Source organism: Burkholderia sp. MSMB1072 (assembly GCF_001524725.1).
In the GTDB taxonomy this organism is placed as follows: domain Bacteria; phylum Pseudomonadota; class Gammaproteobacteria; order Burkholderiales; family Burkholderiaceae; genus Burkholderia.
This window is the reverse complement of record NZ_LOYC01000047.1, coordinates 37,578-60,162: the sequence shown is the minus strand read 5'-3', so window position 1 is coordinate 60,162 and position 22,585 is coordinate 37,578. Positions and strand designations below refer to the sequence as shown.

The window sequence follows — 22,585 nt, the reverse complement described above, 5'->3', positions numbered from 1 at the left end:
TATGTCGGAACACGCCGTTTCGGCAATATCGAAATCGCCGTAGATTCACGGTTGTTCAGCCAACCGACACGACCGACCATGAAAGCACTCAGTGTGACGCCCGACCGCGAACTCGAACTGCGCGACATTCCCACGCCACTCGACGCCGCACCCGAGCATGTGTTGATCGACATGGATGCGTCAGCCATCAACCACGGCGACAAGACGTTCCTCACAAGGCCGGCAGCGGCGGGTCTTGCGTTGCCGTTGAGCGAACACGCTGTCTGGGGCGCATCCGGTGCCGGAAGAGTCGTCTCCGTCGGCGACGGTGTGCCGCAAAAATACCTCGGCAAACAGGTGGCGATTTATCGCTCGCTGGCTCGAAGCCCACGCAGCGTCGGCTTGTGGTCCGAGCGCGCACACGTGCCCTACAGCACGTGCCTGATTTTGCCCGAGCACGTTTGTGCGCGAGATTATTGCGGCTCGCTCGTGAACGCGATGACGGCTTACGCATTTCTCGACGAAGCCGAAAGGGACGGGCACAAGGGTGGCATCGTGACGGCTGGCAATTCGGCAACAGGCCGTGGGATCGCGGCGCTCGTGCGCGACAGACAACTGCAAGCGATCTTTCTGGTTCGTGGCGACGCCGCGCGCGACACGTTGCGCGCGTCCGGCGTTGAGCACGTGATCGTCACGCGAGAAGGATTCGAGCGCGAGCTTGCTTCGCTCGCGGCGGAACTGAACGCGACAGCCGTTTTTGACGGCGTCGGCGGCGAATTACTCAGTCACGTGTTGCCGGTGCTGCCGCCGAACCCGACGGTCTACGTGTACGGCTTTCTGGGCGCTGCGTCGCCGGTCGTGATTCCTTCCGTCCTATTCATGTCAAAAAATCTGACGATGAAGCGGTTCAGCAATTTCGACAGCCGCACGGTGAAGGAACCCGACAACCTTGTCCGCGCGCTCGGCAACCTGGAACAGGTGATTGACGATCCGTTGTTCAGAACGAAAATCGGCGACATGTTTCGCCTCGATCAAATCGAAGAGGCGATGCGGTACGAATCGGCCGAGGGCGCCAAGGCGGTGTTGGTGCACGGTGATCGCAGCGACACGTGAGCTAGGTGATCCGCTGGATCACCGAATACCTGCTTCCATCGGAAAACACCTCGACCCACGGTTCCGATTCCTCGAACGTCCAGAGAACGAGTTCGAGGTCGATCAGTTCATTCCAGTCATCGTCGGGCCACGGCATGTTCCATCCGCCCGCGACGGCCACCACGCCGCCTGTATAGAGCGGGCATTGCGCCATCCATTCGCGCTCGTAGTCGTGCGCGGCCGCGCCCTTGAAGTTACCGTTGAATCCCCAGTCGCGCTGCCAGCCGTGTGCGTCGAGGTACGCGCCGATCGCGGCGGAGCCGAAGCGGAACACCGCGTCGACCGATGGAAGCGACATCGCGTCGGATCGGCACAGCGGGCGGGCGGAGCGGACAGGTTGCGTGGAAGTCTCCACGCGGCCTGACGTGCCGCCATCGTCGAGATATACGTTCAGCCAGACGCCATCGCGCTCGACGGAAATGCACAACGCGCCGGCATCAACTCCATGCCAGTAGCCGGTGACGGGTTCGCCGTCGTCCGCGAAGCGGTACTGACGGCACGGCCTCGCAAGCCGCTTCGCTTCGTTCAGAAAATCGTCCGACGTCATTGGATGCCTCTCTTTTCAGCGTCCCGGGTATCGCATCGCACCGCCGCGATCGAACGACATCGACCGCGGCCCCCGCCTCACTCGGCCCCCACCCGCGCCCCCTTCCTCACCGCCACGCGCTGCGAGCGATAAATCCCCGCAGGTCCGGAGAACAGATACGCGACGACACAGGCGACGATCGCATACACGCCGATATCCGCGCCGAACAATTCGATCGCCATGATCGTCGACGCGATCGGCGTGTTCGCCGCGCCCGCGAACACCGCGACGAAGCCGAGCCCCGCGAGCACCGGCACCGGCAGCGCCAGCACCTGGCCGAGCGCATTGCCGAGCGTCGCGCCGATGTAGAACAGCGGCGTCACTTCGCCGCCCTTGAATCCCGACGCGAGCGTGACGACGGTGAACGCGAACTTGCCCGCGAAATCGTAAAGCGGCAGCGGGCCGTGAAACGCGGCCTCGATCGTCGGGATGCCGAGGCCGAGATACTGCGGCACGTTCAGCACGGTCGCAGCCACGGCGACCAGCAGGCCGCCGAGCACCGGCTGCAACGGCGCATGGCGGATCGCGCGGCGAAACCACGCGGTCAGCGCATGCGTCGCAAACGCGAACAGCCTCCCGACCACGCCGAACGCGATGCCCGCGACGACCGTCGCGGCCAGCCCCGTCGCCGATACGGTCGGCACGAACGGAATCGCATAGGCGGTGTGATGGATGCCCCACGCACGGCACACGGCGTCCGCGACGATCGCCGACGCAACGCAGGCCAGCAGCGCGTCGTATCGCACGCGCCCGATCGCGAGCACCTCGAGCCCGAACACGGCGCCCGCGAGCGGCGTGCCGAATACCGACGCGAAGCCGGCCGCGATGCCGCCCATCAGCAGCACGCGGCGATGCTCGCGATCGAGACGAAACAGGTGCGTGATGCGATCGGCGAGCGCGCCGCCCATCTGCACGGCCGTGCCCTCGCGGCCGGCCGACCCGCCGAACAGGTGCGTAACGACGGTCGCGACGAGCACGAGCGGCGCCATCCGCTTCGGCACGAGCGCCTTCGGGTCGTGAATCTCGTCGATCAGCAGGTTGTTGCCGCGCGCGACCGACTGGCCGAAGCGATGGTAGATCCAGCCGGTGGCGAAACCGGCGGCCGGCAGCCCCCACAGCAGCCACGGATGCGCGACCCGCGTGCCGGTCGCCCAGTCGAGCGCGATCAGGAACACGGCGGATGCCGTACCGGCCAGCGCGCCGAGCAGCGCTGAAAGCGCGAGCCAGCGGCACACATAGCGCAGGGTCGCGAAAAGATCGGCAGAAGTGGTGAAAAACATGATTTCCAGATTCGACGGAACATCAAACCTGGGCGGCAGAATGCCGGATGGACGGCCTGCGACCTCCTGACGACCCAGGAACACGCAGGCATCATCAGCCGGGCAAACCGGCGGTTGAGGGCCGCACCGCGCGCGCCACGCGCCGCGAACGACCGCAGGGAGGCATGCCATCTCCGCAGGCTGCGATTGTACGCGACGCCGCGCCACGCACGCAATGCAGACGCCGGCGCGCCGCGAAACGACGGCGCGTGGCCGGTGCGCCGTCAGTCGCGCGGCGCGAGCGCGATCCGCGCGATCAACTGCGGCGCGATCTGTTCGAGCGGCAGGATCGCCGACGCCGCGCCGATCGCCGCGGCCGCCTTCGGCATCCCGTACACGGCGCTGGTCGCTTCGTCCTGCGCGATCGTATAGCAGCCCTTCGCGCGCATCGCCTTCAGGCCGAGCGCGCCGTCGCGTCCCATGCCCGTCAGCAGCACGCCCAGCGCATCGCCCTGCCAGCCGTCCGCGACACTGTTGAAAAACACGTCGATCGACGGCCGGTACGGCGTTTCGGCCGGATGCCGCGTATAGCCGAGCACGCCGCGCGGCGACAGCATCAGATGGTCGTTGGTCGCCGCGAGCAGCACCTCGCCCGCTTCCGGCACGCTGCCCTGTCGCGCGACGCGCACCGGCAGCCGCGTATAGCCGTCGAGCCATTCGGCCATGCCGTACGCGAATGCCTGGTCGACGTGCTGGACGATCACGATCGCGGCCGGAAAGTCGGCCGGCAGCGCGCGCAGCAGCGCGGTGAGCGCGGTCGGCCCGCCCGCCGACGCACCGATCGCGACGAGCGTCGGCTGTCCGCGCGCGGGCGCCGGCCCCGGCGGCACGAGCGCCGCGGTGCGGCTTTCGAGCAGCCGGCCGATCTGGTCGATCTTCGCGAGCAGCGCCTGCGGCGACGCATCGGTCGACAGCCCGAGCGCGAGCGTCGGCGTATCGACCGCGTCGAGCGCGCCGGCGCCCATCGCCTCGTACACCGACGACGTGTTCGCGCTGACGCTCGCCGTCACGATCAGGATCGCGCACGGCGCGCGCGCCATGATCCGGCGCGTCGCGGCGACGCCGTCGACCTTCGGCATCACGAGATCCATCAGGACGACGTCGGGCGGATGCGCGACGCAGAAATCCACGGCCTCGTCGCCATCGGTCGCCACCCACAGCACGCGATGGTCCGCGCGCAGCGCGATCACGCGGCGCAGCGCCTCCACGGCCAGCGGCAGATCGTTGACGATGCCGATGTTCATCGGTGCGCGTCCCCGATCAGGTCGTGCACGGCATCGAGCAGCGCCTCGTCGTGGAAGCTGCTCTTCGCGAGATAGTAATCGGCGCCGGCATCGAGCCCGCGCCGGCGATCCTCGTCGCGATCCTTGTACGACACGATCATCACCGGCACGCGCTTGAGCATCGGGTCGCTCTTGATCAGCGTGACGAGTTCGATGCCGTCCATGCGCGGCATGTCGACGTCGGTCACGACGAGATCGAACGCATCGCTGCGCACCGCGTTCCACCCTTCCATCCCGTCGACCGCCACCGTCACGTCGTAGCCGCGCTTTTCCAGGAGCTTGCGTTCGAGCTCGCGCACCGTCAGCGAATCGTCGACGACGAGCACGCGGCGACGCCGGTCGGCGAGCGCGAGTTGCGGATCGCGCGTGAGCCGCGCGAGCTGGCCGCCGCGCACGAGCTTGTCGACCGAGCGGATCAGGTCCTCGACGTCGACGATCAGCACCGGGTCGCCGTTCTCGAGCAACGCGCCGGCCGCGATGTTCTGGATCTTGTTCAGGCGGCTGTCGAGCGGCTGCACCACGAGCATCCGTTCGCCGAGGAAGCGGTCGACCGCGACGCCGTACAGCTCGGGTTCGCCGCCGACGACCACCACCGCGGTGGTGGCGCGCGCGACATCGGGCTCGCCCGCGTCGAGCAACTGGTGCGCGGCGACGAGGCCCGCGCGCCGGCCGTCGAACGGAAAATGCGGCTGCCCTTCGAGCACGTCGATGTCGTCGTGCGCGAGTTCGAGCGTGCGTCGCACATGCGCGAGCGGGAACGCATACGGCTCGCCGCCGACCTCGACGAGCAGGCTGCGGATCACCGACAGCGTGAGCGGCAACTGCAGCACGAAGCGCATGCCGGCGCCCGGCTCGTTGAAGATCCGCACAGCGCCGCGCACGCCGCGCACCATCTCCTGCACCGCGTCGAGGCCGACGCCGCGCCCCGACACGTCGGTCACCGCATCGCGCATCGAGAAGCCCGGCAGCAGCAGGAATTCGAGCAGTTCGGGATCGGACAACCGCGCGGCCGTCTCGTCGTCGGTCAGGCGCTGGCGCACGACGGCCGCGCGCAGCGCATCCATGTCGACGCCCGGCCCGTCGTCGATCACGCTGACGAGCAGCGAGCCGGCGCTGTGGCGCGCCTCGAGCGTGACGCTCGCCTCGGCCGGCTTGCCGCGCGCCTGGCGCGCGTCGGGCGAATCGACGCCGTGGTCGATCGCGTTGCGCAACAGGTGGCCGAGCGGCGCGTCCAGCAGGTCGAGGATGTCGCGATCGACCTGCGTGCCTTCGCCGACGATCGAGAAACGCACCTGCTTGCCGAGCGAGCGCGCGAGATCGCGGACGATGCGCGGATACGCGCGCGTCGCGTCGCCGAACGGCCGCATCCGGCATTGCAGCGCCTCGTCGTACAGTTGCTCGGCGATATGCGTGCTGCGCCGCTCGAAGCGGTCGAATTCGTCCATGCGCTCGGCGAGCGAGCGCTGCAGGTCGTTGAGCATGTGCCGCACTTCGTTCATCGACGCGAGCATGCCGGCGTCGAGATCGTCGGCGTACTGTTCGTACATCAGGTCGAGCGAACGGGCCGCGTCGCGCTGCGCGCGCTTCACGCGCAGCATCGATTCGGCGAACGGCTTGAGCCAGCGCGATTCGACCAGCGATTCGCCGGACAGACTCAACAGCCGATTCAGCGTATCGGCGCGCACGCGGCGCATCGCACCGGCGCCCGCCACGCGGCCGGCCTGGACCGGATCGGGCGCCGTGCCCGACACGGCGAGCGGCGGCACCGCGGCACTTGCCCCGACCGGCTCGTTCGCGGCGCCGTCGTGTTCGCGATACGGCACCAACGACGGCGGCACCGGCGGCGGCACGGCGGCCGGCGCCTGCATCGTCTGCGCGCCGTCGGCACCTGTCAGCGCCGCCGCGAACCCGTCGATCTCGGTCTGGGACACGGGCTGCCCCTGCGGATCGCCGACGCGCACCAGCAAATCGACACCGGCCAGCAGCACGTCGACGTGCGTGGCCGTCAGCGCGATCGTGCCGGCCTGCGCGGCGACGAAGCATTCCTCCATCCGCCCGGCGATCTCGACGCCGAGCGGCACGCCGACGATGCGCGCGGCGCCCTTCAGCGAATGCGCGGCGCGCATGCACGCTTCGAGCGCGACGGAATCGGGCTCGCCCGATTCGAGCGCGAGCAGCCGCTCCGACAGCGCCTGGGTCTGCGTGCGCGTCTCCTCGCGATACAGCTCGAGCAGCGACAGGTGGCTCAGGTCGTCATCGCCGCTCATCGCATGCTCCGTGTCACGGCGTCGAACAGACGATCGTCGTCGAGCAGCCCCACCGACTTGCCGCGCCACGACAGCACGCCGCGCGACAGGCCGGCGCTCGCGCGCCCGACCGTGGCCGGCACCGGCACCCAGTCGGAGGCGCCGAAGCGCAGCACGCCCTCGACCTCGTCGACCGGAAACACGACCGGTTCGCCCTGGTGCGCGGCCACCAGCAGCCGCGTGAAACGGCCGTCGCCGCCACTGCCGCTGCCGGTCTTGCCGGCATCGAGGCCGAGCAGCGCACCGATCGAGATCGCGATGCGCAGCGTGCCGCGGATGTTGACCACCCCGCGCACGGCCGAATGGCGGCGATGCGGCAGGGAATGGATCGGGCGCGTGCCGGCGATCTCGCGCAGCACGCCGATCGGCAGCGCGAGCCATTCGTCGGCCACCCGGAACGCGAGCGCCGCATGGCGCGTATCGCCGTCGTCGTCGCGCGCATGCGCGGTGCCGGACGCGCTCATCCGGCGCGTGACGTCCGTCATCTCGGCAACGTCGAGCGGACGCTCGAGCAGCTTCGCCGCGTGACTGGCGTAGACCGGGCAGTTCAGGCAGCGCAGGCAGTCGTTCAGCCGCTCGCACGAGCGGTCGCCGCGCGTGCCGATCCGGTTCCAGCAATCGTCGACGTCGAGCGTCGCGTCGTCAGTGGCAGCGGCGGCGCGGTTCATGAATTCCTCTGGTCATCGCGGTGTCGGTCCCATTCCCGTCGTCGTGTCAGCCGGCCGAACGCCGGGCGCGTTCGAGCAGCCATTGCGCGCCCGCACGATCGCCGCCGACGTCGAGCAGCGTCGCGAGATGCGTCAGCGCCTCGTGATGCGTGGGGCGCAGGTACAGCGCCTTCCGGTAGAAGTCGCTCGCCTCCGCGGCGCGCCCGCGCGCATCCGCGATCAGTCCGTTCAGGTAGAACGCGTCGGCATGCGGGCCGACGCGCGCCGAGAACTCCGCGAGCACGCGCTCGGCCTCGTCGAACGCACCCGCGTTCGCCAGGGCCTGTGCATCCTCCAGCGTCGGCGCATCCTCCCGCCTCAGCGCGTCGTCGATCGTCGGCGCGATGCCGTCGTAGGCCGGCGCGGCCGCCACGGCGGTTGCCACGGCAAGCTCGGCCCGTGCGTCGATTGCGGCCGTCGGCACGGCCGGCGCCGCCGCGAACGGCTGACGCACGTCGCCAAGCCAGGCGGGCGGCTCGACGGCCGCCACCGGGTGCAGCGCGGCGAGCGATGCGACCGTGACGCGCTCCGCGCGCCGGTACGGCACCGCCGCGGACAGCGACGCTGCCGGCCGGGCCGCGCATGCATCGGCCGCCGCCGCGCCGGCCGACTCGCGATGAAACGCGAACGCCAGCGGCACGCGCGCCGAGCGCATCCCGTGCCGCATCGCGACGCCCGTCTCCGCCGGCCCGACGAACAACATGCCGTCGTCGGCGAGACGCGCGTCGAGCGAGCGGATCACGCGATCCTGCGCGTCGCGGTCGAAATAGATCAGCACGTTGCGGCAGAACACGAAGTCGTAGCGAATGCCGTTGTCGGCAACCGGTTCGACGAGGTTCGCGTGACTGAACTGCACGCACGCGCGCACGCGCTCGTCGAGCAGCCAGCCGTCGCGGGTCGGCGTGAAATACCGCGTACGAAACTCCGTCGCCGTCCCGCGAAACGCATTGCGTCCGTAACAGCCGAGCCGCGCCTGCTCGATCGCGCGCGCGCTCAGGTCGATCGCGTCGATCGCGAAGCTGGACGGCTCGAGCCCCGCATCCAGCAACGCCATCGCCACCGAATACGGCTCCTCGCCCGTCGAGCACGGCGCGCTCAGCACGCGGATCACGCGGCCCGGCATCGCGGCGAGCCGTTCGGCGGCCTGCCGCGCGAGCGTGGCGAAGGCTTCGCGGTCGCGGAAGAACCACGTCTCCGGGACGACGAACAGCTCGATCAGCGCGCGCCGTTCGTCAGCCGACGCGTTGAGGTGCTGCCAGTACGCGTCGAGCGCTTCCGGCGTCACGGTCGGCCGCGCCGCCGACGGCACGCGCTCGCCGTCCGCCTGCAACGCATGCACGCGATCCGTCAGCGCCCGCATCAGGAAATCGTTGCCGAGCGAATCGGGGTCGATGCCGGTCTCGCGCAGCAGCCAGCCGCGAAATCGCGATTCGGACGCGTTCATGCGGATTCCTCCCCGTGGCCCGACAGGCCGTCGAACAGATACAGGCGGGCAACGTCGTCGATCAGGTCGGACACGGAGATCTGCTGCACGACGCCGTCGGGCGTGTTCGCGACCTGCCCGAGCCAGCGCGTGCGCGCGGTCGAGACGCCGCTGGCGCGGAACGCCGCGCGGTCGATCCGCATCGTCTGCGTCGCACGCTCGACGATCAGGCCGATCGTGCGCTCGCCATCGGCGTGACCGGCGCGATGGCGGACCATCACGAGCCGCGTCGAGCGCAGCGCCTGCGCGCGCCGCCCGAGCGCCAGCATCGGCACGTCGATCACCGGCACCGGCTGGCCGCCGCGCATCAGCAGCCCGGCGATCCAGTCGGGCGCGCCGGGCACCGCCTTCGTGACGGCGAGCGGCAGCACCTCTTCGATGCCGGCCGCGTCGAGCGCATAACGCTCGCCGTCGAGCTCGAACATCAGGAACAGCGCATGGGCGCCGTGCTGCGGATCGGCGCGCGTCACGCGTCGACCTTGAAGCGCGACACGCTGGTGCGCAACTGGTTGGCGACGAGCGTCAGGTCGTCGATCGCCTGCGACGACTGGCGCAGCGACTCGGCCGTCTGCTGCGCGGCCTCCGACAGTTGCGACAGCGCTTGCGTGATCTGCTCGGCGCCGTTCGCCTGCGTCTGCATCCCTTCGTTGACCATCTGGAAGCGCGGCGCGAGCGTCTGCACCTCGGCGATGATCTGCGACAGTTGCCCGCCGACCTGCTGCACGTCGAGCATCCCGCGCCGCACTTCCTCGGAGAACTTGTCCATCCCCATCACGCCCGCCGACACCGCCGACTGGATCTCCTTCACCGTCTGCTCGATGTCGTAGGTCGCCACCGCCGTCTGGTCGGCCAGGCGGCGGATCTCGGTCGCGACGACCGCGAAGCCGCGACCGTATTCGCCGGCCTTCTCGGCCTCGATCGCCGCGTTCAGCGACAGCAGGTTGGTCTGGTCGGCCACCTTGGTGATCGTCGCGACCACCTGGTTGATGTTCAGCGCCTTCTCGTTGAGGATCGCGAGCTTCGCGTTCACCGAGCCGGCCGCGTCCATCACGCTGCGCATCGTCTCGCCCATCCGCGTGAGCCCGCTCTGGCTCACGCCCGCAAGCGTCGCCGACTGCTCGGCCACGCCGGCCACCTCGTTCATCGTGCGCAGCAGGTCGCGCGACGTCGCGAAGATCTCGCGCGAGGTCGCGCCGATCTCGGTGGTCGTCGCCGCGGTCTCGTTCGCGGTGGCCTGCTGCTCGCGCGACGTCGCGGCGATCTCGGCCACCGACGTCGTCACCTGCATCGACGACTGCTGCGCGCGCGCGACCAGCTCGGTCAATTCGTCGGCCATCCGGTTGAAGCCCGTCTCGAGCGTGCCGAATTCGTCGCGACGGCGCAGGTCGAGGCGACGCGTCAGGTTGCCGGTGCGCATCACGTCGTGCACTTCGACGAGCCGCGCCATCGGTACGGTGACCGAACGGTACAGCACGTAGCCGAGCCCGAGCGCGGACAGCAGCACGAACGCCAGCGCGGTCGCGAGCACGATCTCGGTGTCCTGCACCGATTCGCGGATCAGCTTCGCGGATTGCTCGGCGAACTTGCGGTTCTCCTGCACCAGCACGTTCGCGTTGCGCACGACCTCGGTCCACGCGGGCTGCACCTTCGCGTAGGCGGCGACCGCTTCGTCTCGCGACGCGCGGCTCTTCCGTACCGCTTCGTTCAGCAGCGGCACGTAGTGATCGTAGGCGCCGCGGAACGCCGCGAAGCGCTGCCGGTCGTCGTCGCGGAACGTCGTGTTCTGGTAGTCCACCGACAGCGACTCGATGTCCTTCAGCACGTCGGGAATCCTGGCGAGATCGCGCTGCACGGCTTCGGGTTCGGTATCGACGAAGGTCGCCTGCTGCAGCAGCGTGAACGATTCGTTGACCGAGCCGCGCAGCGTCGACGCGAGGTAGACGCCGGGCAGCGAGTCGCGCTCGATGCTGACGGCTTCGGCGTTGATCGCGCGCAGTCGCTCGTACGACACGCCGGCTGTCACCAGCATCAGCACGAACAGCACGCCGAAGCTGAGCAGGATGCGATTGCCGAGCGTCAGCCGGGCAGCGCCGATCGTCGGATGCAGGCTTTCATTGGTCGTGCGGGGCGTCACGGTGGCCATGTTCGTTATGGGCTTTCTAAATTCAGCGTTGAAAAAATCCGCGCCCGCCTGCGCGCCGGGTGGCGCGCCACGAGCGCATCGGGGTCTCGCGGGCGGCGCGGCGCCGGCAGGCCGCGCCGCGAAATCACCGCTCCGCTTGCGCCGGCAGCCGAAGCGCGACCATGAAGCCGCGCGCCGTATTGCGCATCAGGATCTGGCCGCGATGCCGCGCCGCCGTCGCGCGGACGAACGCGAGGCCGAGGCCGAAACCGCTGCGCGCCGCGCCGTGCGCGGATTCGAGCTGCACGAACGACTCGGTCGCGGCCGTGCGCTGTTCCGGCGCGATGCCGGCGCCGGCATCCTCGACGCCGATCAGCCAGGCGCCGTCGTCGCCGCTCAGCGTGCAATGTACGTCCATCCCGGCCGGGCCGTACTTCAGCCCGTTGTCGATCAGGTTCGCGACCGCGCGCGTCAGCATCATGCGGTCGCCCATCGTCACGCACTCGGTATCGGGCACGTGCGCGATCACCCGGCAGCCGAGCCCGGCCGCCTTCTCCCACAGCTGGTCGACGGCGTCGAGCACGATCTCGTTGAGACTCACGACCTCGGGCGCGCGGCGCTCGGACTGCGCGCGGGTGAGGTGGATGAAGCCGTCGGCGAGCGCGAGCGCGCGCCGCGCGTGGCCGGCGATGCGCTCCATGATCGCCGGCATGTCGCCGTGTTCGGCCCGGTAGACGTCGAGCAGCGCGAGGATCGACGTCTGCGGCGAGCGCATGTCGTGCGACAGGAAATCGAGCGCCTCGTCGCGCTGCCGCGACATCAGGTACGAATTCGAGTGATAGCGGATGCGCGCGGTCAGCTCCATCGCGTCGGGAAGCTTCACCAGATAGTCGTTCGCGCCGGCGATGAACGCCTCGCGCTTGACGATCGGCTCCTCCTTCGCGGACAGCACGATGATCGGCACGCGTGCGGTGCCGGCGTCCGCGCGCCACGCGCGCACGAGATCGAGGCCGTCGATCTCCGGCATCACGAGATCCTGCAGGATGACCGTCGGCTTCACGTCGCGCGCGACCGCCATCGCCCGATGTGCGTCGGTGCACACGTGCAGGTCGATGTCGTGCTCGCTGCGCAACGCGCGACGGATCACCTCGCCGACGAACGGCTGGTCGTCGACGAGGAGGACCGATAACCCCGATTCGAGGCAATCCGAGGCATTATCACTGCTCGATTCTTTCATAAATACAGTTTCAAACGCCGAATCTCCAATCGATTCTTTCATAGGAGTTGTTTATCCGACTTGGACACTATCTTATATTGGCAGTTGTAAAACCCGCCTGATTTCGCCGATTTGGCCTGTCGGCACTGCCTTGCAGGGCTTCGGACGTCGCTTGTTTCCCCGTCGACGACCGTATTACCTCTGCATTCTTTCTCTCAATAAACATAACCGGCTGATTCTAAATGAAATTAGAACACAGCATCTATCTCCTTCCGGTTTAGTTTTGCCAAATATGCAGAAAGAGACGGAAACAGATAAATCAGATCATTTCCGGATTCGAAGGACGATAACGTTTGCGGGACCGCCACGACGAGGTTTGCATGCGCTGCAAGGCTCGGAGTCGGTCATATTGAGGGCCGGATTCGAATGCACCGAATCGGCGGATGGGAGGGAAAAATCGCGCGACGGGTGGCTCGACCCGCACGCGTTTCGGGGCCGGCACAACGCCGACCCGTGCGATGCGTGAGTTGACCGCCCTAGCCGCGCGCGTGCTGCGCGGACACTTCCTGCAGGTCGAGATCGCGTTCGAGCGTGTGCAGCATCTCGTCGTGGATGCGCCCGGACCGGTGCAGGCGCAACAGTTCGGCGCGCCCGGCCCGGATCGCGGCCAGCACCACGTCGTAGTGCGCGGCGCGCACTTCCGCCGGATACGCGGGCTCGTTCTTCGTGCGTTCGGTCAGCTCGGCGCGATACGTGTATTGCTCGAGCAGGCGCGGATGGATCACGACGCCGTTCTCGTCGCGCACGAGCGGCTGGATCGCCGCGAGTTGCGCGGCCTCGACGTACGCCCACGTCTGCGGCTCGCTCAGGTGGTGCGCGGCACGCTCGTCGCGCTGCGGCATGCGCAGCAGCCGGATCAGCGGCCCGATCGTCGTGCCCTGCAGCAGCACGGTGACGAGAATCACCGCGAACGATGCGACCAGGATCACGTCGCGGCCGGGCAGCGCCTCGGGCAGCGACAACGCGATCGCCAGCGTCACCACGCCGCGCATGCCGGCCCAGCTCATGACCGTCGCGGCCTTCCAGTCGGGCGCCGGCCCGCGCCGTGCGAAGCCGCGCACCGGCCACTTCAGCGCCTCGACCGCATAGATCCACACGAAGCGCGACACGATCACCGCCGCCAGCACCGCGAGCACGGGCGGCACCATCGTGCCGAGCACCTGCTCGAAGCCGCCGAGCCGATGGATCGCGCCGCGCAGCGACAGCCCGATCAGCACGAACACCATCGCCTCGAGCAGAAACACGATGACCTGCCAGAACGCGGTGCCGCGCGTGCGCACGGCCGCCGAGAACACCTCGTGCTGATGCCAGCCGACGATCATGCCGGCCGTCACCGTCGCGATCACGCCCGACACCTCGACCATTTCGCCCGCGATGTACGCGATCCATCCGGCAATCACCGCGACGGTGATCACGAGGTAGTCGTCATCGAGCAGCTTCAGGAACCACACGACGAGCTTGCCGATCACGAAGCCGACCACCACGCCGCCGAGCCCGAGCTCCGCGAAGCGCACGACCGCGTGCTCGAGGCTGAACGCGCCGGTGAGCGCGGCCGCGACCGCGAAGCGGAACAGCACGAGGCCGGCCGCGTCGTTCAGCAGGCTTTCGCCTTCGAGCAGCACCATCAGCCGGCGCGGCAGCGCGACGCGTTCGAGCACGGCCTTCGCGGCGACCGCGTCGGGCGGCGACACGATCGCGCCGAGCGCGAAGCACGCGGCCCACGGCAGCGCCGGCACCACCCAGTGCACGGCGAAGCCGACCGCGAACGTCGTAAACACGACCGCGCCGATCGCCAGCATCAGAATGCCGCCGACGTTGCGCTTGAATTCTTCCCACACGGAGAAGTACGCACCGTCCATCAACAGCGGCGGCAGGAACACCAGCAGCACCAGTTCCGGATCGAGGTTGATCGGCGGCAGACCGGGGATGAACGCGATGCCGATGCCACCGATCAGCAGCGCGGCCGCGGGCGGCAGCCGCAGCCGCTTGGCGATGCATTCGAGCGCGACGATCGCGAGGAATGACAACAGAACCAGCTTGAATGCCGAGACGGGGGACATGAATCGACCTCGTGAAGAATGAATTCGCGCGTTCCGGCGTCGTACCCCGGTCGGCAGTTTCGCGCGATTACATCACGAGGCGACGCCCGTAGTCGAGCCTGTTTCGGGCGGCCGCGCAGCGCACGCGCGGTACCGTGCCGCCCCGCGCGCCGCCATGAAAAACGGCACGCGGGCCGGCCCGATCGCCCGCCCGCGTGCCGTCGCGGCGCCGCGCCGCCTGCCGCGCGTTACCGACGCCGCACCACCATCAGCCGCGGCTCGGTCATGTCTTCGATCGCGTAGCGGACGCCTTCGCGGCCGAGGCCCGAATCCTTCACGCCGCCGTACGGCATGTTGTCGACGCGGAACGACGGCACGTCGTTGATCACGACGCCGCCGACCTCCAGTTCGTCCCACGCGCGCTGCGCATGCGTGAGCGAATCGGTGAACACGCCGGCCTGCAGCCCGAAGTCGCTGTCGTTCACGCGTGCCAGCGCGTCGTCGAAGCGGTCGAACTTCTCGAGGATCGCGACCGGGCCGAACGCCTCCTTCCGGTACAGGTCCTGCTCGCGGCCGACGTTTTCCAGCAGCGTCGCCTCGAACATCGCGCCGTCGACCTTGCCGCCCGCGACGATCTTCGCCCCCGCCGCGACGGCCGCGTCCATCCAGCCCGACAGCCGGCGCGACTCGGATTCGGAGATCATCGGGCCGACGAACGTCGACGGATCCTTCGGATCGCCCATCTTCAGCGAACGCGTCTTCGCGATCAGCTTCTCGCGCAACGCGTCGTAAAGGTCGGCATGCACGAGGATCCGCTGCACGCCGATGCAGCTCTGGCCCGACTGGTAGTACGCGCCGAACGCGAGCCGCTCGACCACGTAGTCGAGCCGCTCGCGCTGGTCGGCATCGACGATCGCGGCCGCGTTGCCGCCGAGCTCCAGCACGACTTTCTTCTTGCCGGCCTTCTCCTTCAGCGCCCAGCCGACGGCAGGCGAACCGGTGAACGACAGCAGCTTGAAGCGCTCGTCGGTCGTGAACAGGTCGGCGCCGTCGCGATGCGCGGGCAGCACCGAGAACGCGCCCTTCGGCAGGTCGGTTTCCGCGAGCACCTCGCCGATGATCAGCGCGCCGATCGGCGTGCGGCTCGCCGGCTTCAGCACGAACGGACAGCCGGCCGCGAGCGCGGGCGCGACCTTGTGCGCGGCGAGGTTCAACGGGAAGTTGAATGGCGAGATGAACGAGCACGGGCCGATCGGCACGCGCTTCGTGTAGCCCGTATAGCCCTGCGCACGCGCGGAGATCTCGAGGTTGACGATCTCGCCGTCGATGCGCACCGATTCCTCGGACGCGACGCGGAACGTATCGATCAGCCGCGTGACTTCGCCCTTCGAATCGTTGATCGGCTTGCCGGCCTCGATGCACAGCGCCTCGGCCAGCTCGTCGAAACGTTCGCGAAATCGCGCGACGCAATGATCGAGCACGGCCTGCCGCCGGTAGGCGGGCATCTCGCGCATCGGCTTCGTGGCGTCGACGGCCGCGGCGATCGCCGCATCGATCGCCTTCGCGTCGGCCAGCGCGACGCGCGTGGCGACCTTGCCGCTGAACTTGTCTGTCACCTCCAGATCGGTGTTCGCGTAGACGGCTTCGTTGGCGAGGTAGTACGGATAGGTTTCCTTCAACATGAAACGACTCCTTCCTGTGAACGGGGCATTCAGAGTTGCGCCGACAGGCGCTTGATCTCGCGGTTCAGCACGCGCTCGTTGTCGGAGTAGTCGATCGGCACGTCGATCACGTGCACGCCCGGCGACGAGAAGCACTCGCGCAGCAACGGCTCGAGATCGTCGGCCGATTCGACGCGATGCCCGTGCGCGCCGTAGCTCTGCGCGTACGACACGAAGTCGGGATTCTTCAGCGTCATCGCGAAATCGGGGAAATTCATGTTCTCCTGCTTCCAGCGGATCATCCCGAACGCATCGTCGCGCAGGATCATCACGACGATGTCGAGCTTCAGCCGCACGGCCGTTTCGAGCTCCTGCGAATTCATCATGAAGCCGCCGTCGCCGCACACGGCGATCACCTTGCGCTGCGGATGCACGATCTTCGTCGCGATCGCCGACGGCAGGCCCGCGCCCATCGACGCGAGCGCGTTGTCGAGCAGCAGCGAATTCGGCTCGTGCGCACGCCAGTAGCGCGCGAACCAGATCTTGTACATCCCGTTGTCGAGGCAGACGATGCCGTCGAGCGGCAGCGCGTTGTACAGGTCGTTCACGATCCGCACCGGATACATCGGAAAGCGCGGATCGTGCTGGCCCTTTTCCAGATGCGCGTCGAAATGCGTCTTGATCATCGCGAAGCGCTCGAAATCCCAATGCGGTTGCGGCCTCACCGCTTCCTTCATCTGCCACACCGCGTTCGCGATGTCGCCGACCACCTCGATCTGCGGAAAATAGACGGGGTCGACCTGCGCGCCGAGGAAGTTCACGTGGATCACGGTCTTGTCGTCGGTGCGCATGAAGAACGGCGGCTTCTCGATCACGTCGTGGCCGACGTTGATGATGCAATCCGCATGCTCGATCGCGCGATGCACGAAGTCGCCGTCGGACAGCGTCGCGTTGCCGAGCCACAGCGGGTGCGTCTCGTCGATCACGCCCTTGCCCATCTGCGTCGTGAAGAACGGGATGCCCGTCTTGTCGACGAATTCGAGCAGCATCTTGCAGGTGGTCTTGCGGTTGCCGCCCGCGCCGATCATCAGCAGCGGATGGCGCGCGGCCTGGATCGCGTCGACCGCGTGCGCGACCGCCTTCTCCTCCGCCACCGGCCGCCGGCTGTAGCTGCGCGGAATCGGCTTGCCGTCGCCCTCTTCGTGCGCGATGTCTTCGGGCAGCTCGAGGTGCGCGGCGCCCGGGCGCTCTTCCTCCGCGCGGCGGAACGCTTCGCGCACGGCCGACGGAATGTTGCCGATCGACACGATTTGCCGCGTGAACTTCGTGAGCGGCTGCATCATGTCGACCACGTCGACGATCTGGAAATGGCCCTGCTTGCTGGACTTGATCGGCTTCTGCCCGGTGATCATCAGCATCGGCATCCCGCCGAGCTGCGCATACGCGGCGGCCGTCACGAAGTTCGTCGCGCCCGGCCCGAGCGTCGCGAGACACACGCCGGTGCGCCCCGTGAGGCGGCCGTAGGTGGCGGCCATGAACCCGGCGGCTTGCTCGTGCCGGGTCAGCACGAGCTTGATCTTCGATCGCCGCAGCGATTCGAGCAGATCGAGGTTTTCTTCGCCTGGAATGCCGAACACGTACTCGACGCCTTCGGCTTCCAGCGCCTTCACGAACAGATCCGATGCTTTCATGGGGACTCTCGGTTATGCCGCCTGCCCGGCCTACGGACACGCGGCGTTCAGGACGCGCGCCGGCCTACGGCACGCGGACGCCTTACCTACTGGACACAGACCACGGCACTGCTCGCCGCGCAAGACGCAATACCAGATGCGTGCTGCGCGGCGGCGCCTCCGGATGCCGGAGGACGAACGGACCCGCCCGCGCGCGGCAAGCACGCACGGACGGCAAAGACGTTTTCGATTGTAGACGGATTCGCGAAATTCCGGCTTCGGCCGGATGGCCGACTCCGGCAGCGGAAAGATCGGCCGGACGGCCGGGAAACGTCCGGCGATGCCCCCGGCCGGGCTGTAATGGCAACGATGTTCAATTCGACAGACATGTGAACCATGGTTTACACATTGCCATTCATGCCCTACAGTTGCCCGGCATTCAGCATCCGGACCACCGACGCCTTCGACGCCTGGTTTGCCGGCCTGCCCGATCGCATCGCCAAGCGCCGCATCCAGGCGCGCATCGACCGCCTGTCGATGGGCAATCCCGGCGACTGGAAATCCGCCGGCGCGCCCCGTCGTCGAAATGCGCATCGATCATGGGCCCGGCTACCGCGTCTACTACGTCCGGCGCGCGACGATCCGGGTCATCCTGCTTGGCGGCGGCGATGAATCGACGCAACAGGCCGACATACGCGCCGCGCACGCAATGCTCGCGCACCTCGACATGGAGTGATCGATGGACAAGATCAAGACGCGGCCATGGGATTCGGCCGAACACCTGAAAACCGAAGACGACATGGCCGACTACTTCGACGCATGCCTGCAGGAAGCCGGCGACGATCCGGCCTTCATCGCGCACGCGCTCGGCGTGATCGCCCGCGCACGCGGCATGTCGCAGGTCGCGCGCGATGCGGGCCTGTCGCGCGAAGGGCTGTACAAGGCGCTGTCGCACGACGGCAATCCGAGCTTCGGCACGATCCTGAAAGTCATCAAGGCGCTCGGCCTGCAATTGCACGGCGCCAAGGCTGCCGCGTGACCTGGCGGCGCACGGCGTCGCGCTGCCCGCGCAACGTCCGTGCCCGCGTCAATGCAGCCAGCCGGCCGCCCAGCGCGGTGCGAGCGACACCCGATACGACCCTTGCCCGATCAGCCCGCCGGCCTGCGTGCCGTCGATGCGTCCGGTCGTCCGAATGGCATATCGGCCCCTTAAAGGCATCGAACGCCTCCATACTCGTCGGAACGACAGAAACCGGTGGGCACGCATCGGCGACGCCTGTCGTCACGCGTCGACCTCCATTGATTTCCAATCTGGTAGGTCTCCTGTTGTTCATCTCACGCGACAACGCTTCGGCGCGCGCATCGCCGAAGTCACTTCATTCCCATTGACGTATTACGCTAAACGTAATACTCTGACCGTAATGATCGATTCGTTCCGATGCAAAGACACGCAGTTGCTTTTCGCAGGAGAAACGCCCAAGCGCTTCCGCGCGATCGAAACGGTTGCCACCCGGAAACTGCAAATGATTGCCGCAGCGAAGGAACTGCGCGATTTGCGGGCGCCTCCCGGCAACAGGCTCGAGGCGTTGCAAGGCGATCGGGAAGGTCAGCACAGCATCCGCATCAACGAGCGATGGCGGATTTGTTTCGTATGGAGCGACGATGGCCCCGCCCAGGTCGAGATCGTCGACTATCACTGACTGGAGCTTCGCATGCTCAAGAACGGAATGCGCCCGATTCATCCGGGCGAAATCCTTCGGGAAGAATTCCTCGTTCCGCTGGAACTGAGCGTCAACGCGCTGGCGCTCGCGTTGAACGTGCCGGCAACGCGGTTGCACGAAATCGTCAAGGAACGGCGCGGAATCACGGCCGATACGGCCTACCGGCTCGGGCGCTACTTCGATACGTCGCCGGAATTCTGGCTGAACCTGCAAGCCACGTACGACCTCAAGACGCTGCCGACGCGCAGCGAGATCGACCGCAAGGTCGAACCGCGCGAACGCACGCACGCGTAGGCACGCAGTCCGCCGTTCGTTCGCGTGCCCGCGTCAATGCAGCCAGCCGGCCGCCCAGCGCGGCGCGAGCGACACCAGATACAACCCGAGCCCGATCAGCCCGCCGACCAGCGTGCCGTTGATGCGGATGTACTGGAGATCCTTGCCGATGTTCAGCTCGATCTGCCGCGACATCTCGCGCGCATCCCAGTTGCGCACCGTGTCGCGAATGTGACGCATCAGGAAATCGGCGAAATCGGGCGCCATCTCGTGCACGGCCTTCTCGACGTGCTCGTTCAGCGACGCACGCAGCGCCGGGCTCTCGGCGAGCCGCGCACCGAGCCAGCCGCCGAGCGTCGCGGCCTGCCGGTGCAGCGCCGAATCGGGGCGCGCGAGATCGGCCTTCAGCCACGCGCGCAACTGGTCCCACAAGTCGCGCACATACTCGTTGAACGCATCGCCGTCGCGAATATAGCGCTTGATCTCCTCGCCCTTCGCGATGAACGCGGGGTCGTGCTTCAGCCGTTCGGTCAGCCGCACGACCGTCCGGTCGAAGCGTTGCCGCAGCTCGTGCCCGGGATCGGCGGCGACGCCTTCGAGCACGCGGCTCACCGCGCTCGCGAGCATTCGCGCGCCGTTCTCGCCGAACCACTGCGTCGGCATGATCTTCTCGACTTTCGGGTATTGCGTCTTCAGCCATTCGACGATGAAGCCTGCGATCACCTCGCGGTTCTCTTCCTTGTCGAGCACGTCGACCACCTGTTCGATCGCGTCGTCGAGCAGCGCCTGGTGACGGCCGTCCTTCGTCAGCGTGTCGAGGATCGCGCCGGCGGATTGCGACAGGTCGACCCGGTCGATCACCGCGCGGAACGCATCGTGGACGAACGACTGGATCCGCGCGTCGTCGGTCATGTCCAGCGCGAAGCTCGTCAGCTTCGTCACGTAGCCGCCGAGCGCGTCGGTATTCGCCGGCTCGCCGAGCCACACGCCGAGCTTCTGCGCGGGATCGTGCTGGCGGATCTGCGCGGCGAGCGCGTCGGGGCCGAGGAATTTCTCGCGCACGAACACCGCGAGGTTGTCGGCGATCTTGTCCTTGTTCTTCGGAATGATTTCGGTATGGCGCGACACGAACGGGATCGGCACGCGGCGGAACAACGCGACGACCGCGAACCAGTCGGCGAGCGCACCGACCATCGCGGCTTCGGCCACCGCCTTGAAGCCGTCGACCCACGGGCCGCGCGGCAGCAGGATGGTGGCGACGAACACCGCGACGGCCGCCAGCAGCAGCCACAGCGCACGGCGCTTGCTTCGTTTCAGTTCGAGGGCTTTGTCTGGCGTCATGGAGGACGGGCGAATCGGCGATGCCGCTAATATCCCCGATTTCGCCGCAACCGACAAACCCGCCGCCGCGCCCGGCACGCCCGGCTCACCCAGCGCACACGCGCCGCGCGCGCCGCCGCTACATGAACGTCTTCAGATTGACCGCCGGATCGGCCAGCTTCGCCGGATCGGGCACCGCGCCCGCCGCGATCAACCGCCGCGACGCACCGATGTCGCGCCCGAGGTTCGCCGCGGCCACCGCGACGATCCTGCCGTCGTCGCCGAGCCCGAACACCGTGAACGGCCCGCTCGCGGGATCGCCGCGCACGACGGTCGTGCGTTCGCTGCCGAACAGCCCGAGCATCTGCAGGTTGCAATCGTACTGATCGGACCACAGCCACGGCAGTTCGGCATAGCGCTCGTCGGCGCCGAGCAGGTTCGCGGCCGCGACGGCCGGCTGGTTTTCGGCCACCTGCCACGATTCGATCCGTACGTGGCGCCCAAGCAGCGGATTGAAGTGCATCGTCACCTCGCCCGCCGCGAAGATCGCGGCATCGGCCGTGCGGCAGCCCGCGTCGACGCGTATCCCGTTGTCGACGTCGAGCCCGGCGGCCTGCGCCAGCTCGACGTTGGGCACGACGCCGATACCGACCACGACGATGTCGGCCGGCACGTCGCCGCGATCGGTCTCGACGACGGCGCCGCCGTCCGGCGCGCGGCGAATCGCGCGCGGCAGCGTCGCCATCCGGAAACGCACACCGCGCGCATCGTGCAATTGCCGCGCATACGCGCCGACGGCTTCCGGTAACGCACGCTGCAGCAGGCGCGCGGCCGGGTCGATCACCGTCACGTCGCAGCCGAGCTGGCGTGCGGCCGCCGCGACCTCGAGGCCGATGAAGCCGCCGCCGAGCACCGCCACGCGGCGTCCGGGCGCAAGTTGCGCACGCAACGCACGCGCATCCGCCACGGTACGCACGTAATGCGGCACGATACCTGCGTCGACCGGGCCGCCGAACGTCCGCACGCGCGAGCCCGTCGCGAGCACGAGCTTCGCGTACGGCAACGTCGCACCGTCGTCGAGCCGCACGCGCCGTGCGTCCCGCTCGATCGCTTCGACGCGCGCGCCGAGCCGCAGCTCGATGCGCTGCGCGTCGTACCACGCGGCATCGCGGATGAACGCACGCTGCTCGCCGCCGTCGCTCAGCAGCGCATCCTTCGACAGCGCCGGCCGGTCGTACGGCAACTCGCGCTCCGCGCCGATCATCACGATGCGCGCCGCGGCGTCGCGCTCGCGCAGCGCCTCGGCCGTGCGCCGCGCCGCATGGCCGGCGCCGACGATCACGAACGGATCAGCCGACATTGACTTCCACCTGTCCGTCGACGATCCGGATCGGATAGGTCCGCACCGGCTCGGTGATCGGCGCGCATTTCGGCGCGCCGGTGCGAATGTCGATCAGCCCCTGGTGCAGCGGGCATTCGACGCAGCCGTCCTCCACATAGCCTTCGGACAGCCGCGCATGCCCGTGCGTGCAGAGGTCGTGCATCGCGAACAGTTCGTCGCCGATCCGGAACACGGCGATCGGCTTCTGGCCGGCGACGCGCGCCGCCGGTTCGTCTTCGGAGAATTCGTCGAAAGCGCCGAGCGGATGCCACTCGGCCAGCGTTGCTTCGGTCATGTCGATTCCTTG

Annotated in this window: 19 protein-coding genes, 1 pseudogene and 1 riboswitch; of the genes and pseudogenes, 5 read left to right on the top strand and 15 right to left on the bottom strand. The window is 68.0% G+C overall.

The window, feature by feature from the left end; all coding sequences use genetic code 11:
* The first annotated feature begins 78 nt into the window (after nucleotides 1-78).
* A complete protein-coding gene (locus tag WS89_RS23360) occupies nucleotides 79-1,092 on the top strand; it encodes an alcohol dehydrogenase catalytic domain-containing protein (RefSeq protein WP_059793812.1) in 1,014 nt (337 codons plus the stop codon).
* Between the two features lies 1 nt (nucleotide 1,093).
* Here the strand turns inward: WS89_RS23360 and WS89_RS23355 are convergent, their stop codons facing one another.
* The 12 genes from WS89_RS23355 to WS89_RS23300 form a co-directional block, all read right to left on the bottom strand.
* The gene (locus WS89_RS23355) at nucleotides 1,094-1,678 is read right to left on the bottom strand and encodes a hypothetical protein (protein ID WP_034205303.1); all 585 of its coding nucleotides are present in this window, start codon (nucleotides 1,676-1,678) and stop codon (nucleotides 1,094-1,096) included.
* Between the two features lie 77 nt (nucleotides 1,679-1,755).
* Nucleotides 1,756-2,997 (bottom strand): voltage-gated chloride channel family protein, encoded by a 1,242-nt coding sequence (locus WS89_RS23350; protein WP_059793810.1) that lies wholly within the window; start codon nucleotides 2,995-2,997, stop codon nucleotides 1,756-1,758.
* A gap of 78 nt (nucleotides 2,998-3,075) precedes the next feature.
* A riboswitch (Fluoride riboswitch) is annotated at nucleotides 3,076-3,181 on the bottom strand.
* 79 nt (nucleotides 3,182-3,260) lie between these two features.
* Entirely contained in the window at nucleotides 3,261-4,280 is a 1,020-nt protein-coding gene (locus WS89_RS23345; RefSeq protein ID WP_034205305.1) for a chemotaxis response regulator protein-glutamate methylesterase, read from the bottom strand.
* On the bottom strand, nucleotides 4,277-6,586 hold the full coding sequence (locus WS89_RS23340) for a hybrid sensor histidine kinase/response regulator (RefSeq protein WP_034205306.1): 2,310 nt from the start codon (nucleotides 6,584-6,586) through the stop codon (nucleotides 4,277-4,279). Before WS89_RS23340 ends, WS89_RS23345 begins: the two co-directional genes overlap by 4 nt.
* Nucleotides 6,583-7,293: a chemotaxis protein CheW gene (locus WS89_RS23335; protein WP_059793808.1), complete on the bottom strand. Its 711-nt coding sequence runs from the start codon at nucleotides 7,291-7,293 to the stop codon at nucleotides 6,583-6,585. The genes WS89_RS23340 and WS89_RS23335 overlap by 4 nt, the downstream gene beginning before the upstream one ends.
* A 46-nt stretch (nucleotides 7,294-7,339) precedes the next feature.
* Entirely contained in the window at nucleotides 7,340-8,776 is a 1,437-nt protein-coding gene (locus WS89_RS23330; protein WP_059793806.1) for a CheR family methyltransferase, read from the bottom strand.
* Nucleotides 8,773-9,285 (bottom strand): chemotaxis protein CheW, encoded by a 513-nt coding sequence (locus WS89_RS23325; protein ID WP_059501295.1) that lies wholly within the window; start codon nucleotides 9,283-9,285, stop codon nucleotides 8,773-8,775. The genes WS89_RS23330 and WS89_RS23325 overlap by 4 nt, the downstream gene beginning before the upstream one ends.
* Nucleotides 9,282-10,958 (bottom strand): methyl-accepting chemotaxis protein, encoded by a 1,677-nt coding sequence (locus WS89_RS23320; RefSeq protein WP_059501297.1) that lies wholly within the window; start codon nucleotides 10,956-10,958, stop codon nucleotides 9,282-9,284. Before WS89_RS23320 ends, WS89_RS23325 begins: the two co-directional genes overlap by 4 nt.
* Nucleotides 10,959-11,082: 124 nt before the next feature.
* Entirely contained in the window at nucleotides 11,083-12,216 is a 1,134-nt protein-coding gene (locus WS89_RS23315; protein ID WP_059501299.1) for a hybrid sensor histidine kinase/response regulator, read from the bottom strand.
* Nucleotides 12,217-12,689: 473 nt separating this feature from the next.
* Nucleotides 12,690-14,273 carry a Na+/H+ antiporter gene (locus WS89_RS23310; RefSeq protein WP_059793803.1) on the bottom strand — a complete coding sequence of 528 codons (1,584 nt, stop codon included), beginning with the start codon at nucleotides 14,271-14,273 and terminating at the stop codon, nucleotides 12,690-12,692.
* A 227-nt stretch (nucleotides 14,274-14,500) separates the two neighbouring features.
* On the bottom strand, nucleotides 14,501-15,934 hold the full coding sequence (locus WS89_RS23305) for an aldehyde dehydrogenase family protein (RefSeq protein WP_034205313.1): 1,434 nt from the start codon (nucleotides 15,932-15,934) through the stop codon (nucleotides 14,501-14,503).
* Nucleotides 15,935-15,963: 29 nt separating this feature from the next.
* Complete coding sequence (locus WS89_RS23300; RefSeq protein WP_034205314.1) at nucleotides 15,964-17,604, bottom strand: acetolactate synthase large subunit; 1,641 nt, start codon at nucleotides 17,602-17,604, stop codon at nucleotides 15,964-15,966.
* A gap of 396 nt (nucleotides 17,605-18,000) precedes the next feature.
* On the opposite strand from WS89_RS23300, the pseudogene WS89_RS23295 reads away from it, so the two are divergent.
* The 4 genes and pseudogenes from WS89_RS23295 (at nucleotide 18,001) to WS89_RS23280 (ending at nucleotide 19,598) form a co-directional block, all read left to right on the top strand.
* Nucleotides 18,001-18,319, top strand: a pseudogene (locus tag WS89_RS23295) (type II toxin-antitoxin system RelE/ParE family toxin).
* Nucleotides 18,320-18,322: 3 nt separating this feature from the next.
* Entirely contained in the window at nucleotides 18,323-18,622 is a 300-nt protein-coding gene (locus WS89_RS23290) for an addiction module antidote protein (protein WP_006490972.1), read from the top strand.
* Between the two features lie 382 nt (nucleotides 18,623-19,004).
* Nucleotides 19,005-19,283: a type II toxin-antitoxin system RelE/ParE family toxin gene (locus tag WS89_RS23285; protein WP_059501305.1), complete on the top strand. Its 279-nt coding sequence runs from the start codon at nucleotides 19,005-19,007 to the stop codon at nucleotides 19,281-19,283.
* Between the two features lie 12 nt (nucleotides 19,284-19,295).
* Entirely contained in the window at nucleotides 19,296-19,598 is a 303-nt protein-coding gene (locus WS89_RS23280; RefSeq protein WP_059501307.1) for a HigA family addiction module antitoxin, read from the top strand.
* A gap of 33 nt (nucleotides 19,599-19,631) precedes the next feature.
* On the opposite strand, the gene WS89_RS23275 is transcribed toward WS89_RS23280, so the two are convergent.
* From WS89_RS23275 to andAb, 3 genes are all read right to left on the bottom strand, one after another.
* Nucleotides 19,632-20,918, bottom strand: a complete 1,287-nt coding sequence (locus WS89_RS23275) for a DUF445 domain-containing protein (RefSeq protein ID WP_059793802.1) — start codon at nucleotides 20,916-20,918, stop codon at nucleotides 19,632-19,634.
* Nucleotides 20,919-21,036: 118 nt separating this feature from the next.
* The gene (gene andAa / locus WS89_RS23270; RefSeq protein ID WP_059793799.1) at nucleotides 21,037-22,257 is read right to left on the bottom strand and encodes an anthranilate 1,2-dioxygenase system ferredoxin--NAD(+) reductase; all 1,221 of its coding nucleotides are present in this window, start codon (nucleotides 22,255-22,257) and stop codon (nucleotides 21,037-21,039) included.
* Entirely contained in the window at nucleotides 22,247-22,573 is a 327-nt protein-coding gene (gene andAb / locus WS89_RS23265) for an anthranilate 1,2-dioxygenase ferredoxin subunit AndAb (RefSeq protein WP_006479527.1), read from the bottom strand. The genes andAa and andAb overlap by 11 nt, the downstream gene beginning before the upstream one ends.
* Nucleotides 22,574-22,585 lie beyond the last annotated feature (12 nt).

What these genes read in the sequence shown, in the direction of transcription:
- WS89_RS23275 (WP_059793802.1), bottom strand. Translation starts at nt 20,918, where the DNA reads ATGACGCCAGACAAAGCCCTCGAACTGAAACGAAGCAAGCGCCGTGCG.
- WS89_RS23340 (WP_034205306.1), bottom strand. Translation starts at nt 6,586, where the DNA reads ATGAGCGGCGATGACGACCTGAGCCACCTGTCGCTGCTCGAGCTGTAT.
- WS89_RS23335 (WP_059793808.1), bottom strand. Translation starts at nt 7,293, where the DNA reads ATGAACCGCGCCGCCGCTGCCACTGACGACGCGACGCTCGACGTCGAC.
- andAa (WP_059793799.1), bottom strand. Translation starts at nt 22,257, where the DNA reads ATGTCGGCTGATCCGTTCGTGATCGTCGGCGCCGGCCATGCGGCGCGG.
- WS89_RS23300 (WP_034205314.1), bottom strand. Translation starts at nt 17,604, where the DNA reads ATGAAAGCATCGGATCTGTTCGTGAAGGCGCTGGAAGCCGAAGGCGTC.
- WS89_RS23350 (WP_059793810.1), bottom strand. Translation starts at nt 2,997, where the DNA reads ATGTTTTTCACCACTTCTGCCGATCTTTTCGCGACCCTGCGCTATGTG.
- WS89_RS23305 (WP_034205313.1), bottom strand. Translation starts at nt 15,934, where the DNA reads ATGTTGAAGGAAACCTATCCGTACTACCTCGCCAACGAAGCCGTCTAC.
- WS89_RS23320 (WP_059501297.1), bottom strand. Translation starts at nt 10,958, where the DNA reads ATGGCCACCGTGACGCCCCGCACGACCAATGAAAGCCTGCATCCGACG.
- WS89_RS23330 (WP_059793806.1), bottom strand. Translation starts at nt 8,776, where the DNA reads ATGAACGCGTCCGAATCGCGATTTCGCGGCTGGCTGCTGCGCGAGACC.
- WS89_RS23285 (WP_059501305.1), top strand. Translation starts at nt 19,005, where the DNA reads ATGATCGATTCGTTCCGATGCAAAGACACGCAGTTGCTTTTCGCAGGA.
- WS89_RS23355 (WP_034205303.1), bottom strand. Translation starts at nt 1,678, where the DNA reads ATGACGTCGGACGATTTTCTGAACGAAGCGAAGCGGCTTGCGAGGCCG.
- WS89_RS23290 (WP_006490972.1), top strand. Translation starts at nt 18,323, where the DNA reads ATGGACAAGATCAAGACGCGGCCATGGGATTCGGCCGAACACCTGAAA.
- WS89_RS23315 (WP_059501299.1), bottom strand. Translation starts at nt 12,216, where the DNA reads ATGAAAGAATCGATTGGAGATTCGGCGTTTGAAACTGTATTTATGAAA.
- WS89_RS23310 (WP_059793803.1), bottom strand. Translation starts at nt 14,273, where the DNA reads ATGTCCCCCGTCTCGGCATTCAAGCTGGTTCTGTTGTCATTCCTCGCG.
- WS89_RS23345 (WP_034205305.1), bottom strand. Translation starts at nt 4,280, where the DNA reads ATGAACATCGGCATCGTCAACGATCTGCCGCTGGCCGTGGAGGCGCTG.
- andAb (WP_006479527.1), bottom strand. Translation starts at nt 22,573, where the DNA reads ATGACCGAAGCAACGCTGGCCGAGTGGCATCCGCTCGGCGCTTTCGAC.
- WS89_RS23280 (WP_059501307.1), top strand. Translation starts at nt 19,296, where the DNA reads ATGCTCAAGAACGGAATGCGCCCGATTCATCCGGGCGAAATCCTTCGG.
- WS89_RS23360 (WP_059793812.1), top strand. Translation starts at nt 79, where the DNA reads ATGAAAGCACTCAGTGTGACGCCCGACCGCGAACTCGAACTGCGCGAC.